The organism is bacterium, from assembly GCA_030583725.1.
In the GTDB taxonomy this organism is placed as follows: domain Bacteria; phylum Patescibacteriota; class Microgenomatia; order UBA8517; family UBA8517; genus JAUYMM01.
On record CP129472.1, the window covers coordinates 298,204 to 315,114 of the forward strand.

A 16,911-nucleotide genomic window follows, 5' to 3' on the forward strand; every position below is an offset into this window, starting at 1 on the left:
TCATATATTTTACACTACTGCCCCTGTCCTTCTACTATATAAAAAGCATCACTGTTATCTGGATATTTTATTAACCTTTTAACATCAAACTGTGGGGCAAAACGTAATCCTGTGTAGTAACTTGGTGTTACAGCATACAATATCCCATTATTTGGATAACTTTCAATTATGTTCCAACCTCCAAATTGATATCTTCCAAACGATAAAACAGTATTAAAGCTTTTTGAACTTGATTGGTCATATTTTACCGTTTTTAACAATTCTGGAAGAGAAACTTTGTTGTAGTAAAGAAAGTAGATATATGGCTGTTGTCTAATATTATCTACATACATCTTGTAAAAGTCAGGGCTCTCCCTTGTGTATTCAACAATTTCTTTCATACCATATTGCCACTCTATCGCTTCTTTAGTAGGGTATACTTTTGTGTAGTAATTTAAATAATTAGTTACTTCTCTAAATAAAAAGGTTAATATAATTACTAACATAAATGCTTTTAACCATTTACTTTTAAACAGAGATAGCAATGCATCTGCACCGCATGCAGACAGGAGTAACATAGGTATTATCATGAAAATTCCCCTAATAGAACTTGGGTCGGTTGAAGAAACTGCACTTGGGATTGGTGACAATAATAACCAAGTAAAAATAACGGCTAATGCTTGCCATTTTTTTCTGTAAAGTAAGGAAATAAAACCAATACCCAATAAAATCAAGTCAATTCTATAAAACTGACCAACCACTTTAACTGATGCCCTTGGACCTTGATCTCCATTCTCAAAAAGATATTTATGTGTAAAATGTTTTTTGTAATTTTCAAAAACTAAATTTAATTTACCACCAGCGTTTAATATCAGTTCTTCAGAAAATTTCGTCTGTCCCATACGAGCAAAACCTAAAATTCTTGTATCTTTAATAATTAGAATCCCAAATAACAATGTAATTAAAACTGAAACCATCAACAAAGTCTTGTTTTTAAGTAGCTTCTTTAAATTTATTAAACAAACAAGAAAGACCACTACTGGAACAACAACTTTTGCAGAGTGATATGAAAAGAAACTTAAACCAAAAAACAAAAAGGATATGGGTATTAAATATTTTTTAGTTCTTAAACCAATATAAAAACTAGCAAGTCCCGTTATTAAAAAGAATAATGCAAAGTTGTTCTCCCAGAGCCCTCTTGAAAAATGTATGTGGTATGGCGAAACAGCCAAAAATAATGCAGCAAATAAGCCTGCTAAATTACTTCTTAACAACTCGCGAGCGAACAAGAATATAGCAATAACAGACAAAGTTCCAATTAAAGCACTACTAGACCTAACACTGTAATCATTAAGTCCAAATATTTTTACAATAACTGAAGTAATATAAATGTGGACTGGGTGTTTGTCATCATAAAAAGATGTAAAAACAGTTGGAAATTTATCTCCGTATTCATCCATTCCCCAATTTGCAATTGTGTAAGCATTGTATCCTGCAGCAACTTCATCCCAGTTTAATGAAGCAGGTATTTGATCTAGCTTATAAAACCTCATAAACCCAGCCAGAATTACAATAATCGCAAGTACAATATATGTTAATTTGTTTCTCCACATACTTTTGGAAAGGTGTAGCTACCAAATGATTTTACAGTTGAAAAACCCCAATCAGAAACAGGATTTAACTCTCTTGTGTCTATAAAATAGTTGGGGTCAACCTTATTGTAATACAGTGCAAAAATATAGGGTTGTGCATACTGGTCACTAACACAACCTTCTTTTTGTCTTTCAAATATTTCTTTGTATTCATATTGCCATACATTTACTGACAAATCATTGTAAACAGTTCCAAATTTATACATATATCCTTCAAATGAGAGAGTATACAAAACAACTACAGCAATCAATATAATTTGTTTTTGTTTCTTAAAAATTTCAGACAAGTAATAAATTCCAAGAGCAGAGATAATAGATAACATTGGGGACATTAATATTGATCTTAAAGCGTGAGGATTTTCTTTTGTAATTGATGCAGGAATTGGAGCAAGTAGTAATAATCCCAAAACTATAAACAACTTTGGATTTTTTGACTTTAAAATATATAAAACCCCCAAGGCCAAAAATATTGCATCTAAATAATATAGTTGTGATTCTCCAGGAATTTGACTCCTAGGGTTACTATCACCATCTATAAATAAAAAGGTAGGAGAAAAGTTTTTTAAGTAGTTTGTAAAAATTGTAGACGAACCAACTGCTTGTAATCTTGATAGACCAGAATCGTGTTTGTAAAGTTTATATAATGGGAAAAAACTTGCAGACAAAACTAAAACAGACAAAATTAATACAGCAAATTGTTTTTTGTAAAGGTGGTATACAAAACCAAGACCTAAAACTATTGGTGTTAGTATTCTAAAACTATTATAACTATAAAATGACCCGATAAATAACATTGTTGACAGAAAAAGATGCTTTTTTTCAGTAGCTGATTTCAATAAAAAGTAAGTTGCCCAAATAAATAAAGCCAAACCAGCAACCGCTTCATAACCTGTTCTTGAAAAAATAAAAAACCAGGGGGTTATTGAAAACAAAAAAAAACTAAGTAGGGAAACACTTTTTTGTTTTGTTAGTTGTAATACCAAAAGATACAAACCAATTATGGAAAATAAACCAAAGATAACTGCAGGAAAACGAAGAGCAAAAGTATTCATCCCAAATACAAATTGAGAGGCAACAACTGAATAAATATAAACAGGTAACTTAAACTCTCCAAAAGCCCTGAAGTGAAGAGGTAAAAACTCACCCCATTCATCTTTACCTGTTGTTAGTATGGAATATGCATTATATCCAATTGAGGCCTCATCCCAATAGACAGATGCAGGTATTGAGTCAATCCTAAATAATCTAGTTCCTAAAAAAAGTAAGCAGATTACTATTAAAACAAAGTTAGTTTGTAACAATTTCAAAAGCTGTTTCATTGTTTAAGAAATTTATCCTTTCTAGTATTTTTACCTCACTTGGAAAATCTCCAACTTTACCTATAAATAGTATTTTTTTATCTGGATTATCTATTACAATATCTTCATACCTTGTCCCATCATCACCTAGATCTGGAAAATAGTATTTATCAAACCTTAATACTCTTACCCAATCAAACGTTTCAAACCTTTCCAAATTATTAATTTCTTGAAATTTTTTTGGATCATAATTTAAATTAAATAAGGTAAAAATATGGGGCTCACCATATACTCTTGAGTAAACAACTAGGTCATAATCATCTTGATTCTCTTTTATATACTCAACTACTTGTTTATTTCCATGCTGCCAGTCTCTTGAATAGTTAACAGAATAGTCAACATATAACTTTTTTAAATAAATTGAAAAGTTAATCAAAAACAAAACAACAGCAAGTAATAGTAATAACTTGACAAGTTTTTTGTTGTTATTTAGTTTTACAAAATAGTAAATACCAATTGCTGTAAAAACTTGATAAACAGGAACTGCAATTAAAGTTCTAAGCGCGTTTGGAATACTATCATTAGTCATTGATACGGGCACAAATGCCAGTAGTAACCATGGAAGTAAAACTTTCAAAGACCAGTCTTTACGTTTCAACAATAGATAAAGTCCATATAGTAAAAATGGGGCTTGAATCCAGTACAATTCTCCAACACCTTGCACATGGTGTTGTCTGTGGCCTGCACCGTTAACGAATAAGAAGTCTGGAGTAAAGTGAGATAAATAATTAACAGAAAAGTAATATGTATTATATGTATATCTGTTGTGAATTAGTTTTGTAACTAGTGGCGGAAGCTTAGACAAATTCCTTCTTTCTTCAATCCTAGGAATTAGACCAGCATCATCAGTGATACTAACAAGTTTGTATCTGGCAGATGCCTCTCCAGACAACACAAATGGTATAAGTGGAATTAATAAAACTACAAAAGCTAGAGTACTAAGTACCATATACTTAAAATTCTTAAACAAAAACTTAATATTTAATAAATAATAAACAAGTAAGAAAAATGGAGTAAAAACACGCGCAGTATTATAAGTATAGACAGATATTGCAAAGGGTATCATTGAGACAATAAACCAAATTGGCTTTTTGAAACCTTTAACCAAAAACCAAACCGCCATAACAAACCAAAACAGTGAAAATGATGATTCAAATGAACCTCTTGTTAACTGTATGTGCCAAGGAGAAACTGCAAGAAGAAAAGATGATATCAAAGCAATCTCACGTTTCTTGAATATTTCATAAACTAAAAAATATAACAATAAAACTGTTAATGTTCCATAAACCACAGGTGTGATCCTAACACCAAGTTCATTTAATCCAAAAAAATAAATTCCAGGTATTGAAGCATATATTTGAGCAGGTAATTTATATTCTCCAAAAGATCTAAAATGCAAAGGCATAAACTCACCCCACTCATCCTTTCCAGTTTTTAGTATTGAATATGCATTGTAACCAATTGAGGTTTCATCCCAATTTAGAGAAGGTGGGACTGAAGTAACTTTGTATAATCTCAATCCAAAAGCAAGGATTAAAATAATAAAAAGCCAAAAGTTATTTTTTAACAAATTCTTGATCATAATAATTTATTGTTGTTGGAAAAATGTTTTCCACTCTCTTAGCATACTCAAACCAATAGTCATTTACAAAAAACCAGTAACCAATAAGGACTGTGGTCATTATAATTAAGCCAATGATTTTGTTCATAGATAAGTATCCTATTGTTGAGATAATCACATAGAACGGTACTAACGCAAGTAGCCTACTTGCTCTATATATATCTGGAACAAATCCAAATAGTAAGGGTAATAAAAAGAAAGAGCAAAGGATTAAAACTTCAAAAGGCTTCTTTCTCTTTAATATATCCCATACCCCTGCTAAAAATAGTGGTAGTGTAAAAATAAGAAACATTCCTGATTTCCCAGTTGAATGATAGGAACTTATATCTCCCTTTAAGAACATAAAACTTAAGTCAAACACGCTTAAGTATCGTAATGCAAATTCATAAAAAGAAGGGGCAGTAGAACTAAAACTTCCCACCACCGCACTAGGGTAGTAAAAGTTAGCAACATATAAAAGAATGAAAAATGGTAATACTCCTACCAAGAATAATACACATTGTTTAAAACTTTTTCTTAAGTATATTAAGGTTATTAGTGATAGAACAGGAACAATTATCCTCATACCTAGATAGGAAAATATACCAGCACCTAAAAATGCCCCAGCTAAAATAAAATGTATAGGTTTTTTTTGCTTTACAAGCATCAATAGCCACAAAAATATAAATGGTAAAACCGCAATGTTTTCTAAAGCCAAATGTGACTGGATCATAATAATTGGAGTAGTTATTAGTATTATGAAACCAACTAAGAAAAACTTTAAGTTGAAAACTTCTTTGGACAAAAAGTAAAAAATTATTATTGAGGCAACGACAAACAACACACTAGTCATTCTAAGTGCTGCAAAAGAAACACCAAACACTTTAAAAATTGCAGCTGTTGTGTAAACAGTTACAGGCTGTTTCCAATCAGATGTTTTTGCAAATATAAATAGCGGTAGAAAATTATTATTCTCATCTGTCAAACTTTTAGACATCAGTGCTGCGTTATGGGCTATACCTACCTCATCTCCATTTATTCCAGGGGGGACTTCAGTAATTCTAAATGAAAAAAGTAAAAAAGCTAAAAAACAAAAAAGAGTAACTATAAAAATATTTTTCATTTGTCAGAAATTGTCACATTATCATATATTTTTGGGAGCTTGCCATATTGAGAAATCACATCTTTTGGATCGATTTTTGCATATACAGGGTATGCATACTCTATGTTGTCAATTTTTGTCGAGAGAGTAATATCAATATTCTTGTCAGTCTTTATTGTAGCCAGAGAAACCATCTTTGCTTCAGCAGACCAAAAACTGCCAAACTTATTTGGTGCAAAATAATAAATAGTTATTAAAACGTAAATTAATTGAACAACCATTAATAAAACTATTGTTACAATCCATTTTTTTGAAAGGTTAGATAAAGCGAAAGCTGAAACTAAGATAAAAGCTGGTAACATTAAGTTATTCCTGAGTCCATGTGTTTGCCCCATTAACATTGTAGCCAAGGGAACAATCAAAATCCAAGAAACAAGTAGAAGTAAACTTTTCTTATTCATACTTGCCAGCTTGTAAAAACCAAATAAAATTAAAGGTAACTCAACTAAATACATCATACCCCATTCACCAGGATTGACTCGTGGGTTTCTGTCACCTCTTAAAAATAAAAATTCTGGGGATAAATTTTCTAGATAATTTTCAAAAAGAATTCTTGTATATGCAAGTGGCTTGTTATAAACAATAGGCTTAATCATCACTGGTAAAGTTGATAAGGTTCTTTGCTCATTGATCTTTTGTATGACAGACTCCTGTCTGTTTCTATCAGAAAAGATGTTCAAATCCAAAAAACGTACTTCTGAGGTACCTTTGAAGGTTTCATTCAATGAAAATACACTAAAAACAACCAACACTAATAAAGATAACTTAAACTTGTTATTTTTAAAAGTCTCCCTAAAACCAGAAAAACCTATTAATACTAAAAACAATAAAGGCAGTGTTAACTTAAAAGTAGGATATGTAAATATTGTTAACCCCCAAAGAAGGGCCATCCAAATGTATTTTTTATGCAAAAACATTAATATCCCAAAGGTTGCCAAAAACAAGGCAAAATGAGCTTCAAACCCAGCGCGTGATAAATAAATATCCCATAATGAGATTGAAGTTAAAAATGAAGCCCATAAACCAACCTTTTTACTAAACAACTTCTTACCTAAAAAGTACATTAGAATTATTATTCCAATTCCAGAAATTAAAGATAAGCTTCTTACCCCCCATTCAGATGGTCCAAACAACGCCACGAACGGTATACTACCGTAAACATAACCTGCAGGCCTACCTGCTCCCATTTTAAAGGTTAATGGAAGGCTTTCTCCAGTCTGGTCCATACCTGTTTTTAGAACGCTGTAAGCATCGTAAACCATAGTTAGTTCATCACCATACATAGGTAAGCTGTCAAGCTTAAAAACACGAAGTAGAGTCCCAAGAATAATGATTAAGAGTAGTATATAATTTAGATATGGAAGTTGTTTTAATGGGTTCAATTTTTGTGTTTTCTGCTGCCACCCTAGTTTCATATCTTTTAATTGTACTAAATATTCCATATTTAATCATTCCTATTTTACTCTTAACATTAATCTACTTCTACAAGCCACTAATTAAAGCTGTAAAAAACGTCAAAATCACCTTTAATTTAAAGTTTTTGATAGTTTTTGTAGTTTTTAGCATAGGCATTCTTGGCCAACTTGCAATTATTTCTCCAAGTGGCAACTATCAAGATGGAAACTTAGTCTTTTGGAGTGCACATGGACATGATGGACCATGGCACATTGCCCTAGTGGAGGAGATGAAAAAAGGTTACCCATTTGAAAACCCAATTTTTGCAGGTGAAAAATTAACAAATTACCATTTCTTTTCAGATATTCTGCCAACTATGGTAAGCCTCTATACACCAATATCAAACACGGATTCGTATTTTAGAGTTTTCCCTTTTTTCTACTCTTTATTTCTAGGTGCTTCTGTTTTCTACCTAACAAAAAAGTTAACAAAAAGTTTTAATGCAAGTATTTGGGCAGTTATCTTTACATACTTTGCAGGTAGTTTTGGTTATTTAATAGGAAAGGGAGAAAGCGTATTTTGGGCAACACAAATACAAAGCTCAAGTGGTAACCCACCACAAATTATTTCTAATTTTTTGTTTCTTGCAGGTATCTATTATGTATTAGTTTTTCTTGACCAAAAAGAGAAAATGCAAAGATTAAAATATTTTTTAATTTCCTTAGTAATTTTAGGAACCATATCATCTTTTAAAATCTATGCAGGTTTTGTATTACTACTAACCATTGCTTTGGTTGGCACCTGGAACCTGATATTTAAAAAAGATTTTAGATTATTTTTACTTTCACTAACAAGTGGTATTGTTGCACTACTTTTATATCTTCCAAATTCTGCAAACTCTACTTCATTTTTAATATATGAACCTTGGTGGTATATAAGAACATTGATCGTAGAACCATCAAGGTTAAATCTCCTAGACTGGGAATTAAGACGTCAAACATACATAGTTGAAAACAATTGGAAAAGAGTTATTTGGCTTGAGGGAATGGGTTTTTTAATATTTTTCTTTGGAAACCTAGGAATGAGAGCCATTGGTCTATGGGAATTCGTGAAATCAAACTCTATTTTTAAAATTGCAATTATCATCTCGATTACTATGCCTCTTTTATTTTTACAAAAAGGTGTAGCCAGTAATACTGCACAATTTTTACAATATTTTATATTACTTTTTGGGATAATGGCTGGAATTGCTGTATCAAAAATACTTAACACTAAACTAAAAACAATTACATTAGGAACTGTAATTATTATTTTAATGATCCCAACACAACTTACATTATTAAAAGATTTCTACGTCGCGGATGGCCATATCAGACCTCCATTTACTAAAGTTAACTCGTCAGAACTGGAAGCTCTTGAATTTATTAAAAACAACACAGAAATAAATTCTGTAATAATTACACCACCATACAATCAGTACCTTGATCAGAAAAAGAATATACCTGAAATATGGGACTGGTTTGACACTTCATATGTTTCTGCCTTTTCCGCAAGAAGAACTTATTTTGATGACTATGAACAAGTTGACATCATGGGCTATGACTACAGACCAAGACTTAAAACAAAAGAGGTTGTCTTTAGTGAAAAAGACGAAACGAAAGTTAAAGAAGCCATACTTTCAACAAATGCAAACCTACTTTACTTTCCAAAAGATTTAAAACCCCAAGTTAAACTAGATAGAATTGGATTTACCCTATTTTATGAAAACACTACTGTAGAAGTTTGGAAAATAAATTAGAATAAACTAGCTTCACTGTCTCTAGTCTACTGTCTGGTTTGTGAAATGTAACAATTGGAGCACCACCTATATGTAACTCTTCATCGTATATATACTCCAATATTTCATCTGTTTTCTCTGTTAAAAATATCTCAATTATTTCTTCATCCCCTGCACTTGGCGAAGAAAGAGTAAAGTAATATTTCTTACTTTCAGAGTCTGGTATTTTATCAAAAACAATCTTTACAAAATCTCCATCCCCAATATTGAAACCGTTTAAAGTTACTGATCTTACTAATCTTGCGTTTTCCTGATATAGATCAAAAAAAATATCTTTCTTGTTGTGTAGGTTTGGATTTTTAATAGTTGTCCCAACAGCGGTTAAGTTTTTGTTTTTTGACACAAAGTATTGGGTGAAAATTCTTTCTCCATAGACTGAAACTCTTCCCATGTCACCATACCCTGGCTGGTCATCTGCAGGTATCATCTGGATTAACATTGCCATCAAACCTGGAAATAGAAATAATAAAAACAAGATTGTAGCAATTGTAAAAACTGAAAACTTACTTTGTAAAAACATACTTTTTTTATTCATTTAATTTTAATTTACTCTTCTTAAATAAATTATATGACAAAATAACTGACAAACCAGCTAGGGCTGAGTGGATCAGACTTTGTAAACCATATGGATCATATATTTTTTGTATAAATGTAAATGGAGTTGGTAACAAATCAAACCATGTTGAGTAAATCCTAAATAGTGACAAAGTCATTGACCTGTCTGAATAAAACAGAGGAATAGAGATTGCCAGTACTGACCAAATAAATATAGGTATAGCTAGTTCTTTTCTTTTAACTGCAAGGATTACCAAAAAAGGAGCAATCCATAAAAGCCATGAAATATGGAAGTGGGAAAATGAAAACAGTATTAAAAGTATCGCAACAAAGTAGTGAAATAACTTTATTTTTGTGTCATTCAACCAACAATAGAAAAACAGTGCAGTGATTAAAAGAAGTCCCACAATTATAGACTCGCCAAACCCTATTACAAAATTTGGGGTAAATATTCTAGTCGATAACCCTGACAAAAGTGCAGAATTGACAAAAGCCTTTGACCAAAAAGGAATTATAGAAACTACAAATATAGATAGTGGGACAATAACAGTTAGTATTCTTGTCTTAGTGCTCTTTGCCTTTAAAAACAAAAATGGCACAAATAACAAAGCATACAACTTAAAGGAAATGGCAAGACCCAGAAACACGCTCGCCTTAATTAGTTTGTCAGTTTTTAGGTACAAGAGAGCAACTACTGTTAATAAAACAGCATACATGTCGATATTTGAAAAGGCATAGATGAGTATTATTGTAAATGGATTAAACAACCACAACTCAAATGCTTTGTCACCATTTTCTGATCTTTTGAAAAACTTAAGTAACAGATAAGCAATGGAAATATCTAATATTAGGAGTGGTAATTTAAGCGTAATTAAGTATTTAAAAATGTTTGGGTTGTTAACAACAGTATTTGCACCCGCGTCCATTATCCAGCTGCCAAAGTCACTACCTAAAACAGGCGAGATAATTGCCTGATAGGCTCCAATTGTAAAATATGTTAGAGGAAAATAAACAAACTCTTCTTTTAATGGAAGACTTGACTTATTATCACTTAAATAATTATATATGTCAGTCACCCCAGACTTTAAAAATGAGGTTTGAAATGCAATTGTTTTTACATCTGGATGAAACAAAAGTGCAGAAACTAGCAGACGCAATATAACGGCAGTTAAAAGCAATTTAATTTTCATTTTTTTTAATTCGGAAATAATAATAAATATAATATACTGCAATACCTACAAAAACAGAATGGAACAAACTACGCATCAAATTAACGTCTAGATTTAGTCCTAGTTGTGACCATATACCCGCTTGACCATAAAGTGATGGGTTAATTGGGGCAAATAACCATATAGAAAGACCTGGGTCGAAAAAGGTAACCAACATTATAAAACTTATAAATATTCCTAGTAACAACGGCCAATGTTTAAACTTTGAGACAACTAAGTCAATTATCAAAAATGGAGTTATCCATAGTAGCCACTGAGGGTGAGAATGGGTAAAGATGAAAAATATTAATAAAACAGAAAAGAATCTTTGCCACAAAAACTCGATGCGAGTTTTGTGGTAAAAATAAAAAATATAAAGGAAAATGACAGCTACTAAGAACAGAATAACAGACTGGCCACCCGACACAGGAATTTGAGCGTAAAAACTTTTGGTAGTTTGACTAGCTAAAAGTGCAGTTTTCCTAAATCCTTCAGACATTATAAACGGATAAGCAAATAAAGCATATGTTATTCCAGACGTAAACAAGATTTTTATTCTTTCCCACCAACTTTGCTTAAAAAAAGCTAGAGGAACTATAAAAAGTAATGGAAATATTTTAAATCCTGCACCTAGACCCAGTAAGATTGCGCTTAAGGTTAAGTTGTCTTTCTTGATTGCATAATACAATGCAGCGACGCTTAAAAAGGTTGGGATAATATCAAATTGTCCAACCATATAGGTTGCATACAGATTTATGGGGTTTATCATCCATAGTCCAAAAACAATGATCTTTTCCTTTCTTTCTTTAAAGAATGTCATCAAGATGAAAGCTACTGCTATGTCAAAAATAAAGTAGGGAAGTTTTAACAAAAACAACAATAAATTAAGTTGAACATTACCCAGCGTGGACTCAAAATCAAGTATAAAAGCTGTATGGACGCCACTATCAACTATCCAAGTAGTTAATAGTGAGGCACCTCCTAAGAAAAAGTAGGGTAATGGTGGATAGTTAAATAGGTGTCTAGGGTAAATTGAAAGATAAGGATGATCTTCTGGCAAATCCCAGAGATAATCGTAAAAATTAGTAACATTACCACCACCAATTACTTTTCCTGCGAAATCAAATACTGGGGTATCTGAATGGTAAGTAGTGGAAGCTAAAAATATACGCAACAAAATCCCAACTGTTAAAATTATTAACACAATTCTATTCATTTTTTATATATTAAGTAGATTGATACTCCCAAGGCCATTAATGAAACTATATCAAAAACAAGTCTTGTTGGCGACTCTCTATATTTTATTTCTACAATATGCTCCCCACTGGGGACCAAAAATGAAATTTGACCATATGGTTTACCTGACAGAATATTAACTCTTTGGCCATCTATATCTGCAATCCAACCTGGATAGTTATACTTTGAGTAATTTAAAACAAAATCAATCTGGCTGCTTGTGGTAATGCTTGCATCCAGTGCATTTAGCTCTTGTATAGTAAGCTCTACTTCCTCACTTTCGGTGTAAGCCCTAGGATAATTCTTATTAGGTCTTATCTCATTTTCTTTAGGAAGCCGCAAATATTCCTCTCCTGTTTTTTTGTATTCTTCACTTGCAGTAGGATATGGAATAAATCTATTTATATAATAGTCATCTGTCCTACCTAAATATTCACTGGTTTTAAAATAATTAAAGTTAAAAACAATTGCTCCAGCTATTATTACAATTGGTAAAAACCTTAAACTCTTAAATTTTGATAAAACTATTATAAAAATTGGACTAACCAATGTTATCATAGCCAAAAACCTCCAAGGAAATTGAAAGTAAGGTAATAGGGGAATGCTCCTCCATAAAAAGGCAGATCTATGATTCATCATAAATACACTAACCAGCACAACAAAGAATGACCAGCCAATAAATACTTTCTCACTTTTAGAAAATTTTTTGTTCTTTATAAAGAATAAGATTGTTCCAAGTGCAATTGTCACCAACCCAACAAGACCAACATAAAAAGACATTGTGTCATAGGGTCCCGGTACTGAAGCACCATAACCCCAATAAGGAGTAATAAATTGTTTTAAAGTCGGGTAGTGATCATAGAAGTTAAAAACAGTATCATACTTCATTAACCTACTTTCAAAAATAGCTGGAACCCAAAAATAACTTGAAATTAGCAGACCAATAATTAAACCCTTAAAGCTACTCAAAATTGCGTATCTTTTGTCCTTAACTAACCAATAAATTCTCATGGCAATAAACACTAATAGGAATGGTGTAAACATATACGCCATAATATTGTGCGACAGAATAAGTCCAGCAGTTCCCAAGCCCGCAATCCCCAACCACTTTAGTGATCTTTTTTCACTTGTCAGTTTTATATAAGACATTAAAATTAATGGAAAGAAAATAAAGGCAACAATCTCCCCTATCGTCCCCCGCACAAAAAGCTCAAGGGCCCGATATGGAGCATAGACATATAAAACTGCACCTGCTAATGAGAAATCCTCTTTCATATAAATCCTAAAAAGCTTATATGCAAAAACCATTGATAATGGGATTGATAACCCAAACACCAACTTAATACTATTTACTAGCGAAAAACCAACTAAATGGAAAATCTCTGCTACATAAAACGGTAGTGGGTAGACAAAAGTAAAAAGTGGGTAACCAAAACCAAAAGAAAGATCAGGGACAAATCTGGGTGGAAACTGCAAACTCCTAACAACTCTATCCATTTCAAAAAGCCAACCAATATGAAGGTCATCTGAAACTCCAAAATACCCATCCACAAAAAGATATCTGACGGCAGGCAAAGAAAGTAAAATTATCACCAAATATGTATATCTTGAAATAAACATTTGGAATGACTGTATCATTGTTTTCTTTTTTTCCGTAATACTATTAATCCTACAAAACTTATAATTGATATTAAGTTCGATACTGCCCTAACTGGTGTGTTGTTAAATCTACCTTCTACTTCATAGTTTCCCTTATCTAGACTGATTGAAATCCTACCCAATAAATTATCATCTGAAATTGGATGTTTTACGCCATTTACTTTTACACTCCAATTAGGAAAATAAAAAATAGGCATATGTATTTCTGTTTTATCTAAAACCTCAATATTAAAATTAAAACTATTTGAGCGATTTATATAATTATCAATCTCCGCCTCGCCAGTTATGATAAGTGGTAAGTCAGGTGCTTTCTCCCTCGGCTCTAGTGCAGTTTCTGGTAGATAGTCTAAAAGCGCACCCCTTGTTTGTTGTTCCCAAAGTTCACCAGACACTTTTTGTGATTCACTAATTGGATAAAATTCTTTTGGACGAAAGTAGCCCCAATTTAATAAAATCGTAATAATTATAATAAAAACACTTAAATACTTTTTCCATTTATCATTAACCAAGAACACAACAAAACCACCCAATATAGACGCTGTTAATATTGATAAAGATAGAAATCTCCAAGGGAACTGAAAATACTTTAGTATGCTAAAAGACTCCCAAATAAAGGTTGATTTATTATGTGTCATAAAGACTGACATTAAAAACAACACAAAAATACTAACGACCAATATTATATTGTGTTTTTTAACTCTGTTTAAAAATATAAAAATTAAAGATAGAACAGCAAGTATCCAATATGGCCATCCTACTTGAAAATTCATTCCACCCTCAGGACCTGGTATAGAAGTACCATAACCCCAAGATCTATCCAAAAACAACTGCCTTAGGCCTACAAAGTTGGCCCTGTAATCAAGCTCAAAACGAGTCAGGCTTTCGGTCTGGACAAGATCTTTTTCAATAAAGGCAGGAATAGTAAAAAAAGCAGATAAACCAAAGGCTATAAAAAAGGATATCGTAATTACTTTCAGGTTTTTTAAATTACTTGTTAAAAGCAAGTATACTGCCAATAAACCTACAATTGGGACAAAAATAACAGTCATAATATTGTGAGTTATTAAAAATAGGAAAAAAGTTAAAGAAAAAAGAAAATATTTCTTTCTAATTAAAAAATATAAAACAAAAGGAATGATTGTAAGTGCCATTCCCTCACCCAACGCACCTCTAACATATATATCAAGTGCCTTATATGGTGCAAACATATAAAGAACAGCCGAAGTCAAACCTGCGTACTTGCCCCACAACTCCTTGACCAAAAGATACATACCGAAACTCCCAGCAGTAAGGCTTATGAAAAAAAGTATTTTGGCTGAAATTAAGTATCCCACCAGATAACTAATAAGTGCCCCAAGATAATAGGTGGATACACCATAGAAATTAAAAAGTGGATAACCATTTCCCCAACCCATATCAGGTACCCAACGGCAGGGAATTTGAAAATCTGAAAAACATTTTCGCATTTCAACAAGTCTTATGATTTGAAGGTCATCTTGATGCGAGAAATAACCACTTTTAAAAAGTGGCCAAGAGATTGAAAGTCCTAGAATAAAAATTAAAATAATTTGCCAATTTCTTTTTAAATAGTTAATCATGTTTTTTTCTCACCAAAAGGAAGGCTATAACAATCATACCTAATATTGTTAAGTAATTGCCAATTTTTCTAATTGGAGTATCCAGTAACCTTACTTCTACATCATAATCACCAATAGGTAAGTCAATTGAAATTAGTCCATAACAAAAATCATGCCCCCTACAATCATTGTTGTAATGCTCAACCTTTTCTCCATTAACTTTTACGGTCATTCCAGGAAAGTCAAAAAGAGGAAACCTAATTGATGCGTCTTCAGTAATATTAATTGTTCCATATTGGAAATCACTTCCCTTTTTGTATCCTATTACTTCAGCCTTGCCATCCATAATCTCAGGTAATTTTGGAGCTTCATTTATCGGAGGAAGAATGGAATAAATAGGTAAATAATCAAAAATAGATATTGTCATTTGTTTTTGCCAACTAACACCTGAAAATTTGTCGGTATCTGTTATGTATAACCAATCTTTAGGAACGAAAAATGAAAGATTGGTAACTATTGCCACAGTGACAACCAAAACACCAATTACATATTTTGATTTTTTAAAGTAAAGAATAAAAATTCCTGAAAGTAAACAGAGTAAAAATATACTTAAGGCTAAAAATCTCCAAGGGAATTGCATATACCAAAGAAAAGGAAGCTCGGACCATATAAAACTTGATTTCATATGCATCATAAAGATACTTGCCAGAGACAAGAACCCCAACCCAATAACTAACAATGACTTTTTTTTGTCTTTCTTAAAATTAACTAGTGCCAAAACTACTGCTACTATACCAATTAACCATTGTATGATCCCAAGGGACAAGTTTAATTTCTCATCGGGAAATCCCGACGAACCATAACCCCATTCCGTCGAAAAGAAAAGTTTATGTAAACTAACAAAATGAGCTCTATAGTCAAAGTACCCTGATAACATACTTTCTATGTGCACAAACTTTCTTTCAAAGGCTACTGGTAATAGATAAAAAGCTGATAGCAAAAAACCGATCAACCCACTCCAAACTACATTTAACAAATTGTTCCATTTTTCATCCCATAACCAATAAACTGCCCACAGAATGGCTGCGGGCGCAAAGATCATGGTCATTAATGTATGTGTTAGTGCAAGTAATGCAATTGAAACTGCAAGTATTATTAAATATTTTTGTTTGCCGGTTTTAATCAGTTTGTAAATAAACAAAAAGATCAACGGGAAAAATATTTGAGCCCAAAACTCACTTAATGCCCCCCTGACATAGACCTCAACAGCTTTGTAGGGTATATAGGTATAAACAACAGCAGACACAAAACCCGCCCACTTGCTTTTAAATAAGGAGCTGACTAAAACAAACATTGTAAGTGCTGAGAGTATGTAGCCTGCAACAAACAATATTTTTACACTGTCTATATATTGAAAACCTACTCTATGAAGTAGAGCTCCTACATAGTATGGCAGTGGTGGATAGTAATTAAACTGAGGATAACCATAGCCATACCCACCATCTGGAACCCAACGACATGGTATTTGGTAGTCTTCAAGACATTTATCTAGCTGTTGAATCCTAAAAGCTTGCAAGTCATCCTGCATTGAAAAAAATCCCGGTCTTAACAGATTCCAAAACGTTGGAATTGTAAAAATAATGACTAACACAATCCAAAGTATATTATTTTTGATGAAGGTCATATTATTTAG

The 16,911-nt window shown here is 32.2% G+C and carries 12 protein-coding genes; 1 reads left to right on the plus strand and 11 read right to left on the minus strand.

Annotated elements, in window-relative coordinates; all coding sequences use genetic code 11:
* Nucleotides 1-14: 14 nt before the first annotated feature.
* From QY322_01690 to QY322_01710, 5 genes are read right to left on the minus strand one after another with little or no spacing between them, the layout of a single operon-like run.
* Nucleotides 15-1,592 carry a glycosyltransferase family 39 protein gene (locus tag QY322_01690; GenBank protein ID WKZ26003.1) on the minus strand — a complete coding sequence of 526 codons (1,578 nt, stop codon included), beginning with the start codon at nt 1,590-1,592 and terminating at the stop codon, nt 15-17.
* Nucleotides 1,574-2,950, minus strand: coding sequence for a glycosyltransferase family 39 protein (locus QY322_01695; GenBank protein ID WKZ26004.1), 1,377 nt, complete (start codon nt 2,948-2,950; stop codon nt 1,574-1,576). The genes QY322_01690 and QY322_01695 overlap by 19 nt, the downstream gene beginning before the upstream one ends.
* Nucleotides 2,919-4,571 (minus strand): glycosyltransferase family 39 protein, encoded by a 1,653-nt coding sequence (locus QY322_01700; protein ID WKZ26005.1) that lies wholly within the window; start codon nt 4,569-4,571, stop codon nt 2,919-2,921. The genes QY322_01695 and QY322_01700 overlap by 32 nt, the downstream gene beginning before the upstream one ends.
* Nucleotides 4,546-5,712 (minus strand): glycosyltransferase family 39 protein, encoded by a 1,167-nt coding sequence (locus tag QY322_01705; GenBank protein WKZ26006.1) that lies wholly within the window; start codon nt 5,710-5,712, stop codon nt 4,546-4,548. Before QY322_01705 ends, QY322_01700 begins: the two co-directional genes overlap by 26 nt.
* The gene (locus QY322_01710) at nt 5,709-7,166 is read right to left on the minus strand and encodes a glycosyltransferase family 39 protein (GenBank protein WKZ26007.1); all 1,458 of its coding nucleotides are present in this window, start codon (nt 7,164-7,166) and stop codon (nt 5,709-5,711) included. The genes QY322_01705 and QY322_01710 overlap by 4 nt, the downstream gene beginning before the upstream one ends.
* On the opposite strand from QY322_01710, the gene QY322_01715 reads away from it, so the two are divergent.
* Nucleotides 7,109-8,944, plus strand: a complete 1,836-nt coding sequence (locus QY322_01715; protein ID WKZ26008.1) for a hypothetical protein — start codon at nt 7,109-7,111, stop codon at nt 8,942-8,944. The genes QY322_01710 and QY322_01715 overlap by 58 nt on opposite strands.
* Here QY322_01715 and QY322_01720 read toward each other — a convergent pair.
* From QY322_01720 to QY322_01745, 6 genes are read right to left on the minus strand one after another with little or no spacing between them, the layout of a single operon-like run.
* Nucleotides 8,916-9,518 carry a hypothetical protein gene (locus QY322_01720; protein ID WKZ26009.1) on the minus strand — a complete coding sequence of 201 codons (603 nt, stop codon included), beginning with the start codon at nt 9,516-9,518 and terminating at the stop codon, nt 8,916-8,918. The genes QY322_01715 and QY322_01720 overlap by 29 nt on opposite strands.
* On the minus strand, nt 9,511-10,728 hold the full coding sequence (locus QY322_01725) for a hypothetical protein (protein ID WKZ26010.1): 1,218 nt from the start codon (nt 10,726-10,728) through the stop codon (nt 9,511-9,513). Before QY322_01725 ends, QY322_01720 begins: the two co-directional genes overlap by 8 nt.
* Nucleotides 10,718-11,962 (minus strand): glycosyltransferase 87 family protein, encoded by a 1,245-nt coding sequence (locus QY322_01730; protein WKZ26011.1) that lies wholly within the window; start codon nt 11,960-11,962, stop codon nt 10,718-10,720. The genes QY322_01725 and QY322_01730 overlap by 11 nt, the downstream gene beginning before the upstream one ends.
* Nucleotides 11,959-13,602: a glycosyltransferase family 39 protein gene (locus tag QY322_01735; GenBank protein ID WKZ26012.1), complete on the minus strand. Its 1,644-nt coding sequence runs from the start codon at nt 13,600-13,602 to the stop codon at nt 11,959-11,961. The genes QY322_01730 and QY322_01735 overlap by 4 nt, the downstream gene beginning before the upstream one ends.
* Nucleotides 13,603-13,616: 14 nt before the next feature.
* On the minus strand, nt 13,617-15,239 hold the full coding sequence (locus QY322_01740; protein WKZ26013.1) for a hypothetical protein: 1,623 nt from the start codon (nt 15,237-15,239) through the stop codon (nt 13,617-13,619).
* Complete coding sequence (locus QY322_01745; protein ID WKZ26014.1) at nt 15,232-16,902, minus strand: 6-pyruvoyl-tetrahydropterin synthase-related protein; 1,671 nt, start codon at nt 16,900-16,902, stop codon at nt 15,232-15,234. The genes QY322_01740 and QY322_01745 overlap by 8 nt, the downstream gene beginning before the upstream one ends.
* Nucleotides 16,903-16,911 lie beyond the last annotated feature (9 nt).

Bases quoted from the DNA above. Each gene is read 5' to 3' on its own strand.
- QY322_01690 (WKZ26003.1), bottom strand. From the start codon at position 1,592: ATGTGGAGAAACAAATTAACATATATTGTACTTGCGATTATTGTAATT.
- QY322_01695 (WKZ26004.1), bottom strand. From the start codon at position 2,950: ATGAAACAGCTTTTGAAATTGTTACAAACTAACTTTGTTTTAATAGTA.
- QY322_01700 (WKZ26005.1), bottom strand. From the start codon at position 4,571: ATGATCAAGAATTTGTTAAAAAATAACTTTTGGCTTTTTATTATTTTA.
- QY322_01705 (WKZ26006.1), bottom strand. From the start codon at position 5,712: ATGAAAAATATTTTTATAGTTACTCTTTTTTGTTTTTTAGCTTTTTTA.
- QY322_01715 (WKZ26008.1), top strand. From the start codon at position 7,109: ATGGAAGTTGTTTTAATGGGTTCAATTTTTGTGTTTTCTGCTGCCACC.
- QY322_01710 (WKZ26007.1), bottom strand. From the start codon at position 7,166: ATGAAACTAGGGTGGCAGCAGAAAACACAAAAATTGAACCCATTAAAA.
- QY322_01720 (WKZ26009.1), bottom strand. From the start codon at position 9,518: ATGAATAAAAAAAGTATGTTTTTACAAAGTAAGTTTTCAGTTTTTACA.
- QY322_01725 (WKZ26010.1), bottom strand. From the start codon at position 10,728: ATGAAAATTAAATTGCTTTTAACTGCCGTTATATTGCGTCTGCTAGTT.
- QY322_01730 (WKZ26011.1), bottom strand. From the start codon at position 11,962: ATGAATAGAATTGTGTTAATAATTTTAACAGTTGGGATTTTGTTGCGT.
- QY322_01735 (WKZ26012.1), bottom strand. From the start codon at position 13,602: ATGTTTATTTCAAGATATACATATTTGGTGATAATTTTACTTTCTTTG.
- QY322_01740 (WKZ26013.1), bottom strand. From the start codon at position 15,239: ATGATTAACTATTTAAAAAGAAATTGGCAAATTATTTTAATTTTTATT.
- QY322_01745 (WKZ26014.1), bottom strand. From the start codon at position 16,902: ATGACCTTCATCAAAAATAATATACTTTGGATTGTGTTAGTCATTATT.